16 protein-coding genes and 1 other annotated feature (1 of these 17 running past the window's edge) are annotated in these 19,611 nt (G+C 28.5%); of the genes, 2 read left to right on the forward strand and 14 right to left on the reverse strand.

Going from position 1 to position 19,611, the window contains the following annotated elements; all coding sequences use genetic code 11:
- Positions 1–175: a binding site (T-box leader), on the reverse strand (it extends 31 nt beyond the left edge of the window).
- Between the two features lie 175 nt (positions 176–350).
- Positions 351–1,859, forward strand: coding sequence for a Ppx/GppA phosphatase family protein (locus tag AC4FRL_RS04425; protein ID WP_491139006.1), 1,509 nt, complete (start codon positions 351–353; stop codon positions 1,857–1,859).
- A gap of 45 nt (positions 1,860–1,904) precedes the next feature.
- On the opposite strand, the gene AC4FRL_RS04430 is transcribed toward AC4FRL_RS04425, so the two are convergent.
- From AC4FRL_RS04430 to AC4FRL_RS04440, 3 genes are all read right to left on the reverse strand, one after another.
- Positions 1,905–3,128 (reverse strand): CapA family protein, encoded by a 1,224-nt coding sequence (locus AC4FRL_RS04430; protein WP_491139007.1) that lies wholly within the window; start codon positions 3,126–3,128, stop codon positions 1,905–1,907.
- Between the two features lie 114 nt (positions 3,129–3,242).
- Positions 3,243–3,866, reverse strand: a complete 624-nt coding sequence (locus AC4FRL_RS04435) for a site-2 protease family protein (RefSeq protein WP_491139008.1) — start codon at positions 3,864–3,866, stop codon at positions 3,243–3,245.
- Between the two features lie 190 nt (positions 3,867–4,056).
- Complete coding sequence (locus AC4FRL_RS04440; RefSeq protein ID WP_491139009.1) at positions 4,057–5,436, reverse strand: PhoH family protein; 1,380 nt, start codon at positions 5,434–5,436, stop codon at positions 4,057–4,059.
- A gap of 218 nt (positions 5,437–5,654) precedes the next feature.
- Here AC4FRL_RS04440 and AC4FRL_RS04445 point away from each other — a divergent pair, with 218 nt between their 5' ends.
- Entirely contained in the window at positions 5,655–6,269 is a 615-nt protein-coding gene (locus tag AC4FRL_RS04445; RefSeq protein ID WP_491139010.1) for a 3'-5' exonuclease, read from the forward strand.
- 51 nt (positions 6,270–6,320) lie between these two features.
- Here the strand turns inward: AC4FRL_RS04445 and purB are convergent, their stop codons facing one another.
- The 11 genes from purB to dapG all read right to left on the reverse strand — a co-directional run bounded on the left by purB (position 6,321) and on the right by dapG (position 19,598).
- Positions 6,321–7,751, reverse strand: coding sequence for an adenylosuccinate lyase (gene purB, locus AC4FRL_RS04450; RefSeq protein WP_491139011.1), 1,431 nt, complete (start codon positions 7,749–7,751; stop codon positions 6,321–6,323).
- A 229-nt stretch (positions 7,752–7,980) separates the two neighbouring features.
- Entirely contained in the window at positions 7,981–8,241 is a 261-nt protein-coding gene (locus tag AC4FRL_RS04455) for an HPr family phosphocarrier protein (protein WP_003459789.1), read from the reverse strand.
- A gap of 94 nt (positions 8,242–8,335) precedes the next feature.
- Positions 8,336–9,529, reverse strand: a complete 1,194-nt coding sequence (locus tag AC4FRL_RS04460) for a pyridoxal phosphate-dependent aminotransferase (RefSeq protein ID WP_491139012.1) — start codon at positions 9,527–9,529, stop codon at positions 8,336–8,338.
- Positions 9,530–9,672: 143 nt separating this feature from the next.
- Positions 9,673–9,933 (reverse strand): stage V sporulation protein S, encoded by a 261-nt coding sequence (locus AC4FRL_RS04465; RefSeq protein ID WP_003459803.1) that lies wholly within the window; start codon positions 9,931–9,933, stop codon positions 9,673–9,675.
- A gap of 213 nt (positions 9,934–10,146) precedes the next feature.
- Positions 10,147–11,682 carry a ribonuclease Y gene (gene rny, locus AC4FRL_RS04470; protein WP_491139013.1) on the reverse strand — a complete coding sequence of 512 codons (1,536 nt, stop codon included), beginning with the start codon at positions 11,680–11,682 and terminating at the stop codon, positions 10,147–10,149.
- 307 nt (positions 11,683–11,989) lie between these two features.
- A complete protein-coding gene (gene recA / locus AC4FRL_RS04475) occupies positions 11,990–13,036 on the reverse strand; it encodes a recombinase RecA (RefSeq protein WP_491139014.1) in 1,047 nt (348 codons plus the stop codon).
- Positions 13,037–13,170: 134 nt separating this feature from the next.
- On the reverse strand, positions 13,171–13,761 hold the full coding sequence (gene pgsA, locus AC4FRL_RS04480; protein ID WP_491139015.1) for a CDP-diacylglycerol--glycerol-3-phosphate 3-phosphatidyltransferase: 591 nt from the start codon (positions 13,759–13,761) through the stop codon (positions 13,171–13,173).
- On the reverse strand, positions 13,745–15,082 hold the full coding sequence (rimO, locus tag AC4FRL_RS04485; RefSeq protein ID WP_491139016.1) for a 30S ribosomal protein S12 methylthiotransferase RimO: 1,338 nt from the start codon (positions 15,080–15,082) through the stop codon (positions 13,745–13,747). Before rimO ends, pgsA begins: the two co-directional genes overlap by 17 nt.
- 68 nt (positions 15,083–15,150) lie before the next feature.
- Positions 15,151–17,523 carry an FtsK/SpoIIIE family DNA translocase gene (locus AC4FRL_RS04490; protein WP_491139017.1) on the reverse strand — a complete coding sequence of 791 codons (2,373 nt, stop codon included), beginning with the start codon at positions 17,521–17,523 and terminating at the stop codon, positions 15,151–15,153.
- Between the two features lie 139 nt (positions 17,524–17,662).
- Positions 17,663–18,343 (reverse strand): ClpP family protease, encoded by a 681-nt coding sequence (locus AC4FRL_RS04495; protein WP_491139018.1) that lies wholly within the window; start codon positions 18,341–18,343, stop codon positions 17,663–17,665.
- 58 nt (positions 18,344–18,401) lie between these two features.
- Positions 18,402–19,598, reverse strand: coding sequence for an aspartate kinase (gene dapG, locus AC4FRL_RS04500; RefSeq protein ID WP_491139019.1), 1,197 nt, complete (start codon positions 19,596–19,598; stop codon positions 18,402–18,404).
- Positions 19,599–19,611 lie beyond the last annotated feature (13 nt).

A 19,611-nucleotide genomic window follows, 5' to 3' on the forward strand; every position in this document is an offset into this window, starting at 1 on the left:
TAATTGGTTAAAAACCCACTTTATAATTTAACGCAAAGCGACATTTTAACAAATTTTTAATTATTAAAATGCAATCTCAGAGGCTCTTTTCATCTAAACTATTCTATAAGGCTTACACTCTACCCTTACTCGCTTAAGAAATCATAAAGACTACTCTTCTCTTCACAGACTTTATATATTATATTTTCTTAACTTATTATAGTATTTTATCTTAAATTCTGTCAATATACTATTATATTTATTATTAATAATTCTTTTATTTTTTTAAATTCCATTGAAAACTTCTTTAAAATTAGATAGTATCAATATTATAATCAAATTATATTTTAAACAAGTAGAGGGGAAAAGAAATGGATAGAATAGGAGTAATAGACATAGGTTCAAACTCTGTAAGATTAACTCTTGCTGAAGTTGAAAGATCTGGATACTTTAAAATAATTGATGAGTTAAAAGAACATATAAGATTAGGTTCTGACCTTTTTTCATGCTCTGTATTAGATGAAGAAAAAATAAAAATTACAATTTCATCTATAAAAGCTTTTAAATCTATGTGTTTATCTTGTGGTGCCTCAAAAATAGTACTTATAGGCTCCCAAAGCATAAAGGACTTAGATGAAAAAATTGACCTTAAAGGAATAATAAAAAGAGAATTAGGGCTAGACCTTAGAATTTTATCTAATGAAGAAGAAATTCACTATAACTTTTTAGGAGCTAAAAACTCTCTTTATATAGATAACTCTCTTCTTTTAGACATAAATGGAAATAACACTCATCTTTGTTGGCTAAAGGATAATGAAATATATAAAGAAGTTACCCTTCCTTTTGGATATGTAACCTTATCTTCCTTATTCCAACTAAAGGACATGATTACCTATGAAAACAACACAAAATGTGTAGATTATATTAAAGAACATTTAAAAGAAATAGACTGGCTTAAAGATAATTCCTTTGATTCTGTTATAGGTGTTGGAGGTTCCTTTAGAAATCTTGGTAAAATAGATAGAAGAAGAAAAAGATACCCTATTGATATTGTGCATAATTATGTTCTTTACGACTACGATGTAGATGCAATGTTTCATCTTTTAAAAAGCAAAAATCTACGTCAAAGGCAAAAAATAGAAGGTCTTTCTCCCTCTAGGGCAGATGTAATAGTAGCTTCTACTGATTTAATCAAAGAGATTTTAACTTATACAAACACTAATGAGGTAATAATCTGTGGTAGAGGTCTTAGAGAAGGCTTAATATATGAGTATATAATAGATAAATTCCATACTTATGATGATATTTTAGATGTAAGTTTAAAAGGTATTATGGATACATTAAATATAAATATTCCTCATGCTAAAAATGTATGCAAACTTGCCTTCACTCTATTTGATGGCTTAAAACCTCTTCATCACTTAGGAGATGAATTTAAAAACATATTAAAAACAGCCTCTTTGCTTCATGACTGTGGTATAAGTATAAGATACTATGACCATCATGTGCATTCATTTTATGTAATATTAAACTCTCACATAAGTGGTTTAACTCACAAAGAGATTTTATTAAGTGCTTTATGTGCAGCTTATCATAGAAATAATTCTTTCCAAGCACCAATTGCAAAATATTCAACCATAATAAATAGGTTAGATATAAAACACGTGGAGTACTTAGGAGTTATTCTAAAAATTTCTGAAGGCTTAGATAGAGGCTTAACAGGTCATGTTAAAGATGTTGATGTTATTATAAATGAAGACAATGTAACATTAAAACTTCATTCTGAATATGATTTAGAACTTGAAATTCGTCAAGCAAAAAGAAGTTCTAAAGCTTTTGAAGAGGTTTATAATAAAGAATTAATAATTGAGAAAGCTTAAAATAAAAAAAGTTTATGGTCTTTAAAATCCATAAACTTTTTTATTTTATACTTTATTTTCAATTATATTTCTTGTTGACTGTAAAGACCTATTTAATTCCTCTAAAGTTTCCTTGCCTAACTTTTTTCCTTCTTCACTATTTAAAGTTTCTTCTACTGGCAATATATAATAATGAGATTTTTTATTTTCTCTTGGAATTTTATAAACCCAAGTTGGTATATATTCTAAATCGTCAATTAAAACACCTTTTCTTGTTTTCTTTAAGGTTAAATTTAATAAAATACCATCAGCAGTTCTACTATCCCCCATAGTTTCTTTTCTCTGATTAGAAAGAAAATTTCCTAAAGAATAGGCAACTAATGTCCTTTCACCCTTTTCTCCTACTATTTCTTCTATAGGTTGAACTACATGAGGATTACTTCCTAAAATTAAGTTAACTCCATATTTATTTAATTCCTTTGCAATTTCAACTTGATACTTACTAGGTTCTGTACTATATTCAACTCCCCAATGCATTCCAAAAACTATAAAGTCAGCTCCATTTTCCTTCATATCATAAATTAAAGTTTTCATTTTCTCTAAATCTTCTTCTAAATTTTCATATGAAAAAGTATTTAAAGTACTTTCTTCTCCTATTTTATTTCCATTTATTTCTCCTTTCCTACTTTCATAGGTATAAGAGGTAAAAGCTATATCTATTCCTTTTATACTTTTTATTATATATTTATCATTTCCAATTGATGTCATTTCTTTATTAATCTTTTTTTCAGTATTTTTAAGAGCCTCATATCCTTGATCTAATGAATGGTCTGTAGCTAAATTTAAAATATTAAAACCTGCATTTTTTAGGGCATCTATCATAGAATCTGGACCATTATATTTTGGATATCCAAAATAACCTATTTCTTCTCCTCCATAAACCCCTTCAATAGTTCCATAACTTATATCACTATCTTCTAAAAAACTCTTTATATACTTAAAGTTATCATTAAAATCATAGGAATTATTTTCTTCACTATGAGCTGACCATATTTGCTCATCTTGTAAAATTATATCTCCTACAGCACTTATATTAACTTTCTTACCTATTGAAAATCTACTTAAAAATCCTTTTTTATCACTTTCCTTAAAAACTTCCTCATCTTCTTCTAAAGTAGCTCCTCTTGTGCTTAAAACATTATTCCCTATAATATTATTTATTACAAAAACGGAACAGATAATAAGTAAAGAGGCTAAAATTAATTTTATTTTTTTAGACATTCTTATCATATTCTCACCCCTTTATATATTACCATATTTTTACATTTTATTTCAATTATCTTTATAAAAAAATAGATTAGATAAAACTAAATAAAATTCAGTTTTATCTAATCTAAAATATTTTTACATGAATAATCCGCCTATAGAATATACAAAAGACATTACTAAATTAGCTGGAATAACCATTACGTATCTACCTATAAGTATTACAATTATTAGTATAGGATAGTAGTACTGATATATAACTTGTGATAATTTATAAAATAATTTAGGTTTAAGGTCCTCTAAAATTCTAAAACAATCTAATCCTGGAAGAGGTAAAATGTTAAAAACAAAAAAGTTTACATTTAATATTACAATATACTGTAATATTAAAAATATTATTTGAGAAAGATCTCCTCTTATACCAAAAAACTTTAAATATAATGCCATTAATATAGCACAAACTATAGCTACAATTAAGTTAGAAAGCCAAGCAGCTATATTTACCTTTAAAGCATCCTTTCTTGGATTTTTAAAAGCATTCTTGTTTATTTCTACTGATTTACTCCATCCAAATCCAAAGACAGCCATCATTACAGCCCCTACAATATCTACATGCTTAAAAGGGTCTAATGTTAATTCTCCCTTAAATCTTGGAGTTTTATCTCCTAACTTATCTGCCATTTTAGCACGAGTATATTCTTTAACAGAAAAAGCTATTAATATTGCTGGAATGCTTAAAAAGACATTTAATAAAAATTGCATATCTTAATACCTCCTTATTTCGTATTTAAAATTATACCATATTTTTCTTAATATTCTTATGTAATAAGACTAAGCTTAATAAATTATTAATTTAAACCTTCTTTTAATACATTTTATCATAAAATTTTATATATTTAAAAAGAGATTTCTTAACTGCATTTATAGTAAGAAATCTCCTTTTCCTTAAAACTTATAATCTTTTTGCCGCTTCATAAGCAAGTTCACTTCTTTCACATTCATCATATTTTAATGTAACTTGATAACAAAGATGACTTCCTTTCATTCTCTCTGAGGCATAACAAAGGCCATTACTTCTTGAATCTAAGAAAGCTTGATCTATTTGCTCTGGGTCCCCTACTAATATTATCTTAGAACCTTCACCAGCTCTTGTTATAATAGCCTTAACTTGCTTTGGTGTTAAATTTTGAGCTTCATCTATTATAATCCAATTTTTTATTATACTTCTTCCTCTTAAATAGGCAACAGCTTCTGTAGTTATTATTTTTCTCTCAAAAAGTTCTTCTATTTTATCATTTAATTCTCGTTCATTAGAATATCTTTCATTTTCATCAGAATCTATTAATATTTCTAAATTATCATATATAGGCCTCATAAAGGGTGCTATTTTTTCTTGCTCTGTTCCTGGTAAATAACCAATTTCCTCATCCATAGTAACATTAGGCCTACAAACTAATATTCTTCTATACTGTCCATTCTCCTCTTCTAGAATTTTTTGCAAACCAACGGCTAAGGAAAATAAAGTTTTTGCTGTCCCTGCAGGGCCTTTTATAATAACTAGCGGAGCTTTTTTTGCATCGATACTTAAACACTCTAGCATAAATTTTTGTCCTACATTCCTTGGACTTATTCCCATAATATTATTATTATCCTTATAAAGTAATGGTCTTATAACCTTTCCATCAAATCTTCCTAAAGCAGTTTGTTTATCATTGTCATTACAATGAATTATTAAAAATTGATTAATCTCTAATTTAGGCTCTATATAAGTTTTATTATCTTCATCATAAAAACTTAATTCTTTTTTTTCTATAAACTTATTTTTAAAAAAGTTTTTTAAATTATCAGCTCCTGTATAAACCTCAATTCTTCCACTATACTGCTCCTCAACCTTTGGAACTACTACTTCATAAAAATCTTCTGACTTTATTCCTACTGTATCTGCCTTTATTCTCTCAAAAATATCCTTAGTTATTAAACAAACATCTTCACCTTTTTCCTTTAAAGATTTACAGATTTGTATTATTCTATTATCTGCTTTACTTATATTCCAAGCTTCTGGTATTTTAGTATCATAAAAATTAGTAACAACCTTAAGTTTTCCTCCTTTAGGGAGAATAACCCCTTCTCTTAAAGAACCACTTTTTCTTAACTTATCTAACTCTCTAGCAACATTTCTTGCATTTGCCCCTAAATCATTGTTCATTTTTTTTATATTATCTAATTCTTCTAAAACCACCTCAGGAATAATAACATTATTATCTTCAAAGGAATATATAGCTCCTGGTGAATATAGCAATACGTTAGTGTCTAATATATAAGTTTTCTTCAAAACAATCACTCCTTTAGAATAATAAAACCTATAAATAATCAAACTTGATTTTCATTTGTTTATATATTAATATTTAAGAATACTCAATATAATTCTTAAATATTAATATTTTATAATCAAAATTTCTATAATTTATAAAGTGTAAATTTTTAAAGAACATATATTTTAATTTAAACTTTATTTTCTTATATTCAATAAACATTAGGAGGCCTAAATAAATGAAGTTACTTTTTTTTGATACAGAAACTACAGGTGTTAGACCAGGCAGTATATGTCAACTTAGCTATATACTTGTAGATACTTCAACTAAACCACAAAAAACTGTAGGAAAAAATATATTTTTTACAGTTGATGAAATGGAAGAAGAAGCAGAAAAAATTCATGGTTTTTCCTTAGAAAAACTTTATGAATTAAGCAATGGATTATATTTTGAAGATGTCTATTTAGATTTTATTAAAGATTTTTCAGATGCTGACTTTTTAATTGGACATAATGTTCAATTTGATATAAAGTTTTTAAAACACGAACTTTTAGGTCTTGGAGAACTATTTGAACCTAAAAATACATTTTGCACTATGAAATATTATAAAGATATATGTAAGATTTTAAGACCTACTGGAGATTATAAAAATCCTAAACTTGAAGAGGTAATTAAATTCTTAAATATAAGTGATTCTAAAATAAGCGAAACAGCAAATAAGTATTTTATGGGTAGTGGCAATTATCATGATGCTAGATTTGATACAGCAGCTACTTATCTTATAGTTACAGAAGGAATTAAAAAAGGTTATATACCTAAAAATTATTTTACAAATCTTCTAGAAAAAAAATAAATTCAAATAAAAAGAGTTATTTTAGAAACTTCTAAAATAACTCTTTTTATATTAAACTGTTATATCACTACTTAAATTTGTAGCTTCTTTATTTTTTTCTAGTATAGGATTTACATATTCATCAATAAACTCTGTAACCTGACTTGGTGCTCTACCAACAAATTTAACTGGGTCTATTATAGATATTATTTCCTCTTTTGAAAGATTAAAGGAAGGATCCTTTATTATTCTTTCTATTAAGTCATTGTTAAGTCCTTCTCCCTTAACTCTTTTAGAAGCTTCCATAGAATGAATTCTTATTCTTTCATGAAGTTCTTGTCTATCTCCACCTTTTTTAACTGATTCCATCATTATGTTTTCAGTCGCCATAAAAGGTAATTCTTGATTTACATGTGCCTCAATAACTTTATTATAAACCACCATATTCTCTGCAATATTTATATAAAGATTTAAAACACCATCTAAAGCTAGGAAAGCTTCAGCTACTGCAATTCTCTTATTAGCTGAGTCATCTAAAGTTCTTTCAAACCATTGTGTTGAAGCTGTAATAGCAGGATTTAATGCATCTACTATAACATATCTAGCTAAGGCACCCATTCTTTCACTTCTCATAGGATTTCTCTTATAAGCCATAGCTGAGGAACCAATTTGATTTTTTTCAAAAGGTTCTTCTACTTCTTTCATACTTTGAAGTAATCTTAAATCATTTGAGAACTTATATGCACTTTGTGCCACTTCTGATAATGTATTTAAAATTATAGAGTCTAATTTTCTTGGATAAGTTTGTCCTGTAACTCCAAAACTTTTTTCAAATCCCATTTTTTCAGCAACTATTTTATCTAAAGCCTTTACCTTTTCTTCATCGCCTTCAAAAAGATTCATAAAACTAGCTTGAGTACCTGTAGTTCCTTTTACTCCTCTTAATTTTAAAGTTGATAATAGAAAATCTATATTTTCAATATCCATAACTAAATCTTGCATCCATAAGGTAGCTCTCTTACCTACAGTAGTAAGCTGTGCTGGTTGAAAATGAGTAAATCCTAAAGTTGGCATATCTTTATATTTTAAAGCAAAGTTTTTTAAGTTATTTAAAACTGCAACTATTTTTTTCTTTATTAGTAATAAGGCATCTCTCATTATTATTACATCAGTATTATCTCCAACATAACAACTTGTAGCGCCTAAATGTATTATTCCTTTTGCCTTAGGACATTGAAGACCATAAGCATAAACATGACTCATAACATCATGTCTAACTTCTTTTTCTTTTTTTATGGCTTCTTCATAATTTATATCTGAAATATGACTTTTAAGCTCTTTTATTTGCTCATCTGTTATATTTAATCCTAATTCTTTTTCACCCTCTGCAAGAGCAACCCATAATTTTCTCCATGTTGAAAATTTCATATCATCAGAGAAAATATAGGACATTTCTTTTGATGCATATCTTGAATTTAATGGTGTGCTATATAAATTTTTCACTTTTTCCCCTCCTAAAGTAGAACTGCTAATTTAAATTTATTATATCATAAGATAAATTTATTATAAATAAATTTATCCTTTTTTTATATATTATTCGTGTTTTTACCATATTTTCTTTAAAAACAGCATATTTTTTTACTTAATATACGTACATTAAATATAGTTTTTGACAAAAACATAAAAATTATTAAAAAATAAAAGGATTCCCCTAGGAATCCTTTTACGAAGATTACTCTTCTAAATTTTCAATTAACTTAGCTATTTCTTCAGCTGCTAAAGCTTCATCATCACCACTTGCGATAACCTTAACATTAGCATCTTTAGAAACTCCTAATGATAAAACTCCGATTAAGCTTTTAACATTAGCTTTCTTTCCATTATACTCTAAGCTTATGTCAGATTTGAAAGCTGAAGCTTTTTTTACTAGTAAAGTTGCTGGTCTAGCATGTAATCCTGTTGAATTTTTAACTATAACTTCTTTAGTTACCATTATAAACACCTCTTTACTTTTATTTGTTAATTAACACTACTAACTTCTTAATTATACTCATTTTTTTAGAAAATTTCAACAACTTAAATAAAGATTAATTTTCATTATTAAGTTTATTTACGAAATTTTTTATTCTTTTTAGGCCTTTTTCTATTTCTTCCTTAGATGTTGCATAAGATAATCTTATAAAATTATCTTCCCCAAAAGCTATCCCTGGTATTACAACAACATTTTCCTCTTTTAGTAATAAATTTGCAAACTCCATAGAACCTTGTAAATTAGCCTTTTTTATCACCTTAGATATATCTATCATAACATAAAAAGCTCCCTTTGGTTCTATAAAATCAAGTTCATCAATTTCATTTATAAGTTTAATCATAAGGTCTCTTCTTGAAGCAAATTCTCTAACCATATTATTTAAGGTTTCTTGTTCTCCCATTAAAGCTTCTAAAGCTGCAAATTGAGCTATACTATTTGTATTTGAAGTCATATGACTTTGAACATTATTCATAACTTTTATAAGTTCTTCATTATAACTTGCTGCATACCCTATTCTCCATCCTGTCATAGCATAAGCTTTAGAAAATCCATTAATAACTACTGTTCTTTTAAAAGCATCTTCACTTAAAGAAGCAATACTTATATGTTTTTCTTTTCCATATATAAGTTTTTCATATATTTCATCAGAAATTATTATAAGATTATTTTCTTTAGCAAATTTTGCAATCTCTTCTAAATCCCTTTTTGAATATACTGTTCCTGTTGGATTATTTGGAGAATTTATTACAATAGCCTTAGTTTTATTAGTTAATACAGAATTTAATTCCTTATAAGTAACCTTAAAATCATTTTCTTTTTTAGTTTCTATAAAAACAGGTACTCCATCGCTTAATTTAACTAATTCAGGATAGCTTACCCAATAAGGTACTGGTATTATTACTTCATCACCTGGATTTAAAATAGCCATAAATAAATTAGCTAAAGACTGTTTAGCCCCTGTTGAAACAATTATATTCTTATTGCTATAAGTTAAATTATTATCTTCTTTTAACTTCTTTGCTATAGCCTCTTTTAACTCTACTATTCCTGAAGTTGATGTATATTTTGTTTTACCATTATTCATAGCATTAATGGCAGCTTCTATTATATTTTTAGGTGTATTAAAATCAGGTTCTCCTACACCAAAACTTACAACATCTATACCTTGTTTTTTTAACTCTCCAGCTTTAGCTGTTAATGCTAAAGTTAAAGATGCCCCTATATTTTCTGCTTTTCTAGATAATATCATCTAATCCCCTCTTTACTGCTTGAAATTTTATTACGTTTCAAATATATCATTTTTATTATTTAAAGTAAACAAATAAAAAAACTGCTACAGAATTAAACATAGCAGTTTTTATTTATTTACCAAATTTAGAATTTAACTAAACTTTATCTTGGCTGTATTATAAGCTTTATAGCTGTTCTTTCTTCTCCATCAATTTCGATGTCTGTAAATGCTGGGATACAAACTATGTCCTTACCACTTGGTGCAACAAATCCTCTAGCTATAGCTATAGCCTTAACAGCTTGATTTATAGCTCCAGCTCCTACAGCTTGTATCTCTACAGTGTTTCTTTCTTTTATTATAGCTGCTAGTGCTCCTGCTACTGAATTAGGATTTGATTTAGTTGATACCTTTAATACTTCCATTATATAAACCTCCTAGACCTTTTTAGGATACGTTTACATTTATAGTTAACGTTTTCCTTTAAGTATAAATATTCTATATACTTCTATTAATTCCTTCTAAAATCTATAAAATATTTTTAAAATTTAAATTTAAATAACAAAACTCCACTAAAAATTTAGTGGAGTTAATTAAAAAAATACATTTTGTAAACAAAATGTATTTTATATATTCATTTATTTAGCATAGTCAACTGCACGAGTTTCTCTAATTACATTTATCTTGATTTGACCTGGATACTCTAATTGCTCTTCTATATTCTTAACAATATTTCTCGCCATCTCAATTGCCCCTGCATCGTCAACTTGATCTGGTTTAACCATAATTCTAATTTCTCTTCCAGCTTGAATGGCATATGACTTTTCTACACCTTCATATGAAGTAGCTATTTCTTCTAATTTTTCTAATCTCTTAATATAAGCTTCTAAAGTTTCTCTTCTTGCACCAGGTCTAGCTGCTGATATAGCATCTGCTGCTTGAACAAGTACTGCCTCAAGAGTTTGCATTTCCACGTCACCATGATGTGCTGCAATTGCATTTACAACAGCTGGTGATTCATGATATTTCTTTGCAAGTTCTCCACCTATAACTGCATGAGGACCTTCATATTCTTGGTCAACACCTTTACCTATATCATGTAAAAGGCCTGCTCTTCTAGCTAAATTTACATCTAAACCTAATTCAGATGCCATTAAACCAGCTAAATATGAAACCTCTATTGAATGTTTTAAAACATTTTGACCATAACTTGTTCTATACTTTAGTCTTCCTAGAAGCTTAATTATTTCAGGATGTAATCCATGAACACCAGTTTCAAAGGTTGCTTGTTCTCCTTCTTCCTTAATGTCATTTTCCACATCTTTAATAGCTCTTTCTACCATTTCTTCAATTCTAGCTGGATGAATTCTTCCATCTACAATTAATTTCTCTAAAGCTATTCTTGCAACTTCTCTTCTAATTGGATCGAAGCTTGAAAGAATAACAGCCTCTGGAGTATCATCTATTATTAAATCAACCCCTGTTAATGTTTCTAAAGTTCTTATATTTCTACCTTCTCTTCCGATGATTCTTCCTTTCATCTCATCGTTAGGTAAGGCAACAACATGTACTGTTGTTTCAGAAACATGGTCTGCTGCACATCTTTGAATAGCAGTAGTAATTATTTCTCTTGATTTTTTATCAGCTTCTTCTTTGGCTTTAGTTTCAAGTTCTTTAATCAGCATAGCTGATTCATGTTTTATTTCTCTTTTTACTTCATCTAATAATAATGTTCTTGCCTCTTCACTTGAAAGATTAGAAATCCTTTCAAGTTCTGATCTTTGTTCTCCGTATAAACTTTGTACACGTTCTTCAAGGTCTTGAATTTCTATAGACTTTTTATTTATGCTATCTTCTCTTTTTTCAAGCATTTCACCTTTTTTATCTAAAGATTCTTCTCTTTGTATAAGTCTTCTTTCAAATCTTTGAATCTCGTTTCTTCTATCACGAGTTTCTTTATCAAGATCTGCCCTTAATTTGTGCACCTCTTCTTTAGCTTCTAATATGGCTTCTTTTTTCATTGATTCAGCTGCTCTTTTAGCCTCCTCAAGTGTTAAGTTTGCTTCTTTTTCTAAGCTTTCCACCCTATTTTGTGAAGCTTTCTGTATAAGAGTGTATTGAATAAACCCTACTACCCCTAATATTATTATTCCTATAAGTATTCCTACTATCATATAAACACCTCCTCGCTTATTCTCTCTATAAAAACACTTCGCGTAGAAAGGTGTCATACTATTCTCACTGTAATTTTTTTGAATATGATAAACCAGTATTTGTTATTATTGTATAGTAATTTTAAACTTATGTCAAGATTACCCCTTGCCTATATTATATGCTAAAAAGCTTATATTATTCTTTATGTAAAAGGGTAATGAAAGCTTTTTTAAGTACTTTGTCTGTTAAATTTATAGATTTTAAAGCTTTTTTATTCTATCAACTGATAAAATTTTAATAAAAAAAAGATAAGGAAACCTTATCTTTTTATTCTTCCTTTTCTTCCTTTTCCTCTGAAACTTCAATAGCTTTTGCTAAAGGAAGAGAATATTTCTCTCTTATTTGATTTTCTATATCTAAAGCAACGGCTGGATTATCTTTTAAGTACTGCTTAGCATTTTCTCTTCCTTGTCCTAATCTTATATCTCCATAAGAGAACCAAGCTCCACTTTTTTGCACTATATTTTCCTTTACTCCAACATCAACTATATTACCTTCTTTTGATATTCCTTCATTATACATTATATCAAATTCAGCTTGTTTAAAAGGAGGTGCAACTTTATTTTTAACTATTTTAACTCTTGTTCTATTACCAGTTATTCCATCACCTTGCTTTATTGAATCTATTCTTCTTATATCCATTCTAATTGAAGAATAGAATTTTAATGCTCTACCTCCTGGAGTAGTTTCTGGATTACCAAACATTATTCCAACCTTTTCTCTTAACTGGTTAATAAATATTACTACACAGTTAGATTTATTTATTGTACCTGTTAATTTTCTTAAAGCCTGTGACATTAATCTAGCTTGAAGTCCCACATGAGAATCACCCATTTCTCCTTCTATTTCCGCTCTTGGAACTAAAGCTGCAACAGAGTCTACAACTAAAACATCTATAGCTCCTGATCTAACTAAAGCCTCTGTAATCTCTAAAGCCTGTTCTCCTGTATCTGGTTGTGAAACAACTAAATCATCTATATTAACACCTAATCTTTTTGCATAAACTGGGTCTAAAGCATGCTCTGCATCTATATAAGCTGCTGCTCCACCTAATTTTTGAGCTTCTGCAACTACATGTAGAGCAACTGTTGTTTTACCTGAACTTTCAGGACCATATATCTCAATTATTCTTCCTCTTGGTACTCCACCAATTCCTAAAGCTATATCAAGGTCTAAACAACCTGTAGATACTGCATCCATTTGAGGAGAACCTTGCTCTCCAAGTTTCATTACAGAACCTTTTCCAAATTGTTTTTCTATTTGCCCCATAGCCATTTCAATAGCTTTTAATTTATCTTTATCTATATTTGCCATACTTAACCTCCTTGAATAACCGAACATAAGTTCTACTATTATTATAATATAAACAAAAAAAAAGTCAATATAAACATGAAGTCCTAAAAGAACCTCATGTCTTAATAATTGACTATTTTTCAAGTTTTAAACCCTTATCTATAGGTATTTATAACATTTTTATTTTTTCTAAAGTAATCTACTCCAGAAATTATTGTTATTATAACAGCTAAATATAAGAATATATTAGGAACATAAGTAAAGAAGTTTCTTAAAAAGCTACTTCCAGCAACTAAGTCCATAATTCCTGGTGAATTTATTATATTTACTTGTAATAATAAAAGCACTATAGCTATTATTTGTATTACAGTTTTTATTTTTCCCCACCAACTAGCAGCTATAACTATTCCTTCTGAAGCAGCTATAGTTCTTAATCCTGATACAGCAAATTCTCTAGCTATTATTATAATTGCAGCCCATGCAGGAACTAATTGTAATTCAACTAAAGAGATAAGTGCTGATGTAACTAATAACTTATCTGCTAAAGGGTCCATAAACTTACCAAAGTTAGTAACTTGATTTCTAGATCTTGCAATATATCCATCTAACTGGTCTGTAACAGATGCTACTATGAATATAAGTGTTGCTATTATACTACTATAAGGCAAGTTTTGGGAAGCTATAAATACTAAGAATATGGGAACTAAAATTATCCTAATTAAAGTTAATTTATTTGCAAGATTCATTGCATACAACTCCTATTAAATCATATTCTAATGCTTTTTCAATTTTAACTTTACAAAACTGATCCTTTTTAGCTCCATTTCCTTTTACATAAATATAACCATCTATATCTGGAGCCATTTCATAGCTTCTTCCTATATAGTATTCTCCATTAAATTTTTCAATAAGAACTTTATATTCTCTACCTACTTTATTTTTATTGATTTCTTCTGATACTTCCTTTTGAAGTAGCATTATTTCTTCTTCTCTTTCTCTCTTAACTTCTTCATCAATTTGATTTTCCATTATAGAAGCTGGTGTTCCTTCTTCCCTTGAATAAGTAAATACTCCAACCTTGTCTAATTTATATGTTTTTATAAAGGATTTTAATTCTTCAAAGTCCTCACAAGTTTCTCCTGGGAACCCAACAATTAAGGAAGTTCTTAAAACTATGTTAGGAATATGCTTTCTTAAATCTTCAATTTTTCCTATAATTTCTTCTTTTGTAGTTTTTCTACCCATTCTCTTTAAAACATTGTTACTAATATGTTGTATAGGTAAATCTAAATATTTACACACTTTCTCATTTACTGCTATTTCTTTTATAAGCTCATCATATATAGCTTCAGGGTAGCAATATAAAACTCTTATCCATTCTATTCCTTCTATCTTAGCTAACTCTCTTAAAACAATATGAAGTCTCTTTTCACCATACAGGTCTACCCCATAATTAGTTGTATCTTGTGCTATTAAAATAAGTTCCTTCACACCTGATTTAGCTAAGCTTTGTGCTTCTTCTACTATGCTATCTAAATTTCTACTTCTAAATTTCCCTCTAATTTTAGGAATAATGCAGTAAGTACAGAAATTATCACATCCTTCTGCAATTCTTAAATATGCAGTAGCTTTATCTGTTGTTATAAGTCTTAGTCCCTCATTAATTGAAACATCACTGTAATTTATAGCTTTTATCTTTTCTTTATTTCCATTTATAAAGTTCATTATGGCTTCATTTATTTTAGCATAATCATTAACACCTAACATTATGTCTATTTCAGGCATTAATTCTAATAATTCATCACCATATCTTTGGGTTAAGCATCCTGTAGCTATAAGTAACTTACAGTTATGACTTGTTTTATATTTTGCCATATCTAATATTGTGTTTATGGATTCTTGTTTAGCTTTTTCTATAAATCCGCAAGTGTTTACTATTATTATATCTGCTTCCTTTGGATTATTAGTAAGTTCATACTCATTTTGTACCATGCCAAGCATTATCTCTGAGTCAACCCTATTTTTGTCACAACCTAAACTCACCATTCCTACCTTATATTTTGCCAAATCTACTTCCTCCTACGTTTAAATATATATCTTTTATTTTAAAACTCTTTTTTAAATTAAACAAGTTTTTATTTAATATTTTCTATTTCATCCTTACTAATAAGAACTTGTCTTGGTTTACTTCCATCTCTTCTAGAAATAACACCACATTCTTCTAATTCTTCTATTATTCTTGCCGCTCTGTTAAATCCTATTCTTAATCTTCTTTGTAAATAAGATGCAGATGCTTGACCACTTTCTACTACAATATCTATAGCTTCATCTAAAAGTTCATCTCTATCTCCTTCAGAATTTCCTTCTGAAGAAATAGCTACTGAATTTATATGTTCTAGTATTTCATCTTCATATTTAGTATCCTTTCTAGATTCCTTTATAAAAGATACCACATGTTCGACCTCTTCTTCTGAAATAAAAGCTCCTTGAACCCTTTGAGGTTTAGCTTCTCCTACAGGATAAAATAACATATCCCCTCTTCCTAAAAGTTTCTCTGCTCCTGCTGAATCTAAAATTGTCCTAGAATCTATCTGACTTGAAACTGCAAAAGATATTCTAGATGGTATATTAGCTTTAATAACTCCTGTTATTACATCTACAGAAGGTCTTTGCGTTGCTATTACTAAATGCATTCCTGCAGCTCTAGCCATTTGAGCAAGTCTACATATATAATCTTCTACATCATGAGGGCAAGCCATCATAAGGTCTGCAAGCTCATCTACTATTATTACTATATAAGGAAGCTTCTCCTCTACTTCTCCCTTATTAAATAAAGAATTATAAGATTCTATATTTCTAACTCCATTATCAGCAAAAAGTTTATATCTTCTAGTCATTTCATTAACAGCCCAATTTAAAGCAGCAGCTGCTTTTTTAGGTTCTGTAACTACAGGAATTAATAAATGAGGAATGCCATTATAAACATTTAATTCAACAACCTTTGGGTCAACCATTAAAAGCTTAACATCCTCTGGAGAATATTTATATAAAATACTAACTATTAAAGTATTTATGCAAACACTTTTTCCTGAACCTGTAGCACCTGCAATAAGAACATGAGGCATCTTAGTTAAATCTGTAACTACTGCCTTTCCTGTTATATCTTTTCCTAAAGCACAAGCTACCTTAAATTTATTGTTTAAAAACTCTTTAGATTCTACTATTTCTCTAAAGAAAACGGGAGTCTGCTCTTTATTTGGAACCTCTATTCCTATTGCAGCCTTTCCTGGAATAGGTGCTTCTATCCTAACCCCTTTAGCTGCTAATCCTAAGGCTATATCATCTGATAAGTTTACAATTTTACTTACCTTTATTCCCGCCTTAGGTTGAAGTTCAAATCTAGTAACAGAAGGTCCCTTTGTTACTTGAAGTATTTTAGCCTCTACACCAAAACTCATAAGTGTTTCTTCAAGTTTAGCTGCATTTGCTAATAAAGCTTTTTTATCATCCTTGTCTAATTCATGTTCCTGTATATTTAAAAGATCTGCTTTTGGCATAATATAAGTATTAAATATTTTTTCATCTTTTTTGTCATTAGTATATACTTCTTTACTTTTATTTTCCTCTTTTGATTTTTGAGAAGCAAAGCCTCTTTGTTCTATTATAGTATTATCTATGTCTAATTCTCTAGGCTTTTTGCAATCTTTTTTTAACTTGCTTACATTTTCTTTGTTATCTAAATTGTTCTCCTCTATAGTATCATCAATATTACTTAAAGAGGAGTTTTTCATAAAATCTAAAATTTTAACTTTACTTTGTTCTTCAAAATTTCCTTTAGATTCTAAATCCTTATTTCCTTTTGAGGAATCTCTCTTCTTTAAACTTATATAATCATCTTTTTCATAATTTTTATCTGTAAACTTAACCTTAGAGGCCTTGTCCTTAAATCCTCCAAAAACTCCTTTTAAAGAAGCTAAGTTATAATCAAAAATAAGCATAGAGGCTATTATATATAAAGTTATAAATACTATATAAAGCCCAACTTTTCCTATTAATTTATATAAAGGTAATACAGTTATAAATCCTATTAATCCTCCATGCCAATGACTTTTAGATGTCCATATGTCCTTTATAGATTCCCATAAGTTTCCTTGAACATAATAGTCATTTATATTTATAGTTTGTATAAGCAAAATAGTTGTTATAAGTGCTATAGTTATGCCTAATCCAACTCTTGAAAAAAGCACTTCCTTTTTAAATAAAATAAGTGTTACACATAAATATATTATGTAAATAGGTATAAAAAATGCTCCTATTCCAAAAAAACCCATTAATATAGTTCTTGATATAACACTTAAATATCCTGCTTTATCTGTATATAAGCTAAACATAACAATTAAAGAAGCACAAATTGCTATTAAAGCATATATTTCTTCTGTAACTTTAATTTGGCCTTGCTTTTTCTTCCTATTAGTTTTATTTGAACTTTTTTTCTTTACGCTAGCCATACTAAAATAAATCACCTCACCTTATTTTAATATTAAAGGAGTAAATACTTGTACCAAAAAATATTATACACATAAACTACTGCAAAATGTCAAAATATTTTTATATTATATAAATAGAACCATAGAATATACTATGGTTCTATTTATTAGCTTCTATTAAGGTATTTAACTTATGTAATGCTTCCTTAACTCCACCAACTTCATTTATTAAGCCACACTTAACTGCCTCTTCTCCTATTAAAATAGTTCCCATATCATTTAAAAGCTCATCTGTTTGCATCATAAGCTTCTTTAAAACCTCTAACTTTATATCTGATGTTCTTAGTATAAAATCATTTATTCTCTCTTGCATTTTATTAAAATACTTAAAGGTTTGAGGAACTCCTATTACTAATCCATTCATTCTTATAGGATGAATTATCATTGTTGCTGAGGGAGATATAAAAGAGTAGTTAGAGGCTGTAGCTAAAGGAACTCCTATAGAGTGTCCTCCTCCAATAACTAAAGATACTGTAGGCTTTTTTAAACTTCTTATCATCTCAGCTAAGGCTAAGCCAGCTTCTACGTCTCCTCCTACAGTATTTAAAACAAATAATATCCCCTTTATCTTATCATTTTGCTCTATATCTATAAGTTGAGGAATCATATGCTCATATTTAGTTGTTTTCGTTTGTGGTGGTTGAACATTATGTCCTTCTATCTGTCCTATTATAGTTAAAACCTGTATATTAGAATCTTCCTTTTTTTCCTTAGGCAAAACGGTACCTAGTTCTTTTATTTCTTCTAAGGTTTTATTTTCATTTTCTTTATTATGTTCCATAATTTAAATCTCCTTCCTGTATATTTTTATTTTATACAGAAAGGAAATTTTATATACATTATTTCATAAAAGCTCTATGAAGTGCTTGTATAGCCTTATTTACATTATTGCTATCAACAAGGCACCAAATAGTCATATGTGAATCAGCTGTTTGTAAAACTTCTATATCTTCACTATCTAAGGCTCCTACTATCTTCGCCATAACTCCAGGAATTCCTCTCATTCTTGAACCAACTACAGCAATAGTACTTAAATTTTCAACTAATTCATATTTTAAATTATTTTTTATCATAATATCTTCAAATAATTCTTTAACTCCTGCATCTATAGTAAATACTTTTTCTCTTGGGAAAATATTTATAAGGTCTAAGCTTATCTTATTTTTTGCAAGACTTTCTAAAATTGTTTTGTAATTTTTATTATCTTTATTATCATCAGCTTTTATTGAAACTTGTATTCTATTACCTTGATGAGTTATTCCTGTTATAAATTTATTATTTTCTAAATCACCTAAGTTGTCTATCATTGTACCAATACATGTACTCATGGTATTTTTTATTACTAAAGTAACATTTCCCTTCATAGCTATTTCTACAGCTCTTGGATGAATAACCTTAGCACCTTGATCTGCTAATTGAAAAACTTCATTATAGCTTATTTTATTTATAAGTTCCGCTTCTTTAACTATTCTTGGGTCTGCTGTCATTATACCATCAACATCTGTATATATTTCTACTTCTTCAGCCTTTAAAGCAACACCTAAAACAGCTGCTGTAGTATCACTTCCCCCTCTTCCTAAAGTTGTTAAGAAACCATCTCTATCAACTCCCTGGAATCCTGCAACAACTGGAACTTTTCCATCTTTTAAAATCTCTAAAATAAGTTTTGGATTTATATCTATAAAGTCAGCACTTGAATAGTTATTATCTGTAAGAATTCCAGCGTTTCCACCTGTTAAAGGAACTGCTTCTATTTTTGCCTCTCTTAATTCATCACACATAACTACAGTACTTATAATTTCTCCACAACCCATAAGTAAGTCTGTAGCTAATTTATTTTCCTTTTTAAACTCTTCTGATACTAATCCTAAAAGTGTATCTGTTGCATAAGGTTCTCCTTTTCTTCCCATAGCAGATACAACAACAACTGGTAAATATCCTTTTTCTATAGCACCCTTTACCTTTTCTACAACCATAGTTCTTCTCTCTTTTGTTGATACAGAAGTACCACCAAACTTTTGTACTACTATTTTCAAAATATCCACACTC

It is taken from the genome of Clostridium sp. TJA032, from assembly GCF_058310275.1.

Excerpts from the sequence above, each read along its gene's own strand:
- AC4FRL_RS04425 (WP_491139006.1), top strand. The coding sequence starts at position 351 with ATGGATAGAATAGGAGTAATAGACATAGGTTCAAACTCTGTAAGATTA.
- AC4FRL_RS04430 (WP_491139007.1), bottom strand. The coding sequence starts at position 3,128 with ATGATAAGAATGTCTAAAAAAATAAAATTAATTTTAGCCTCTTTACTT.
- AC4FRL_RS04435 (WP_491139008.1), bottom strand. The coding sequence starts at position 3,866 with ATGCAATTTTTATTAAATGTCTTTTTAAGCATTCCAGCAATATTAATA.
- AC4FRL_RS04445 (WP_491139010.1), top strand. The coding sequence starts at position 5,655 with ATGAAGTTACTTTTTTTTGATACAGAAACTACAGGTGTTAGACCAGGC.
- AC4FRL_RS04455 (WP_003459789.1), bottom strand. The coding sequence starts at position 8,241 with ATGGTAACTAAAGAAGTTATAGTTAAAAATTCAACAGGATTACATGCT.
- AC4FRL_RS04460 (WP_491139012.1), bottom strand. The coding sequence starts at position 9,529 with ATGATATTATCTAGAAAAGCAGAAAATATAGGGGCATCTTTAACTTTA.
- AC4FRL_RS04465 (WP_003459803.1), bottom strand. The coding sequence starts at position 9,933 with ATGGAAGTATTAAAGGTATCAACTAAATCAAATCCTAATTCAGTAGCA.
- rny (WP_491139013.1), bottom strand. The coding sequence starts at position 11,682 with ATGATAGTAGGAATACTTATAGGAATAATAATATTAGGGGTAGTAGGG.
- recA (WP_491139014.1), bottom strand. The coding sequence starts at position 13,036 with ATGGCAAATATAGATAAAGATAAATTAAAAGCTATTGAAATGGCTATG.
- pgsA (WP_491139015.1), bottom strand. The coding sequence starts at position 13,761 with ATGAATCTTGCAAATAAATTAACTTTAATTAGGATAATTTTAGTTCCC.
- AC4FRL_RS04490 (WP_491139017.1), bottom strand. The coding sequence starts at position 17,523 with ATGGCTAGCGTAAAGAAAAAAAGTTCAAATAAAACTAATAGGAAGAAA.
- AC4FRL_RS04495 (WP_491139018.1), bottom strand. The coding sequence starts at position 18,343 with ATGGAACATAATAAAGAAAATGAAAATAAAACCTTAGAAGAAATAAAA.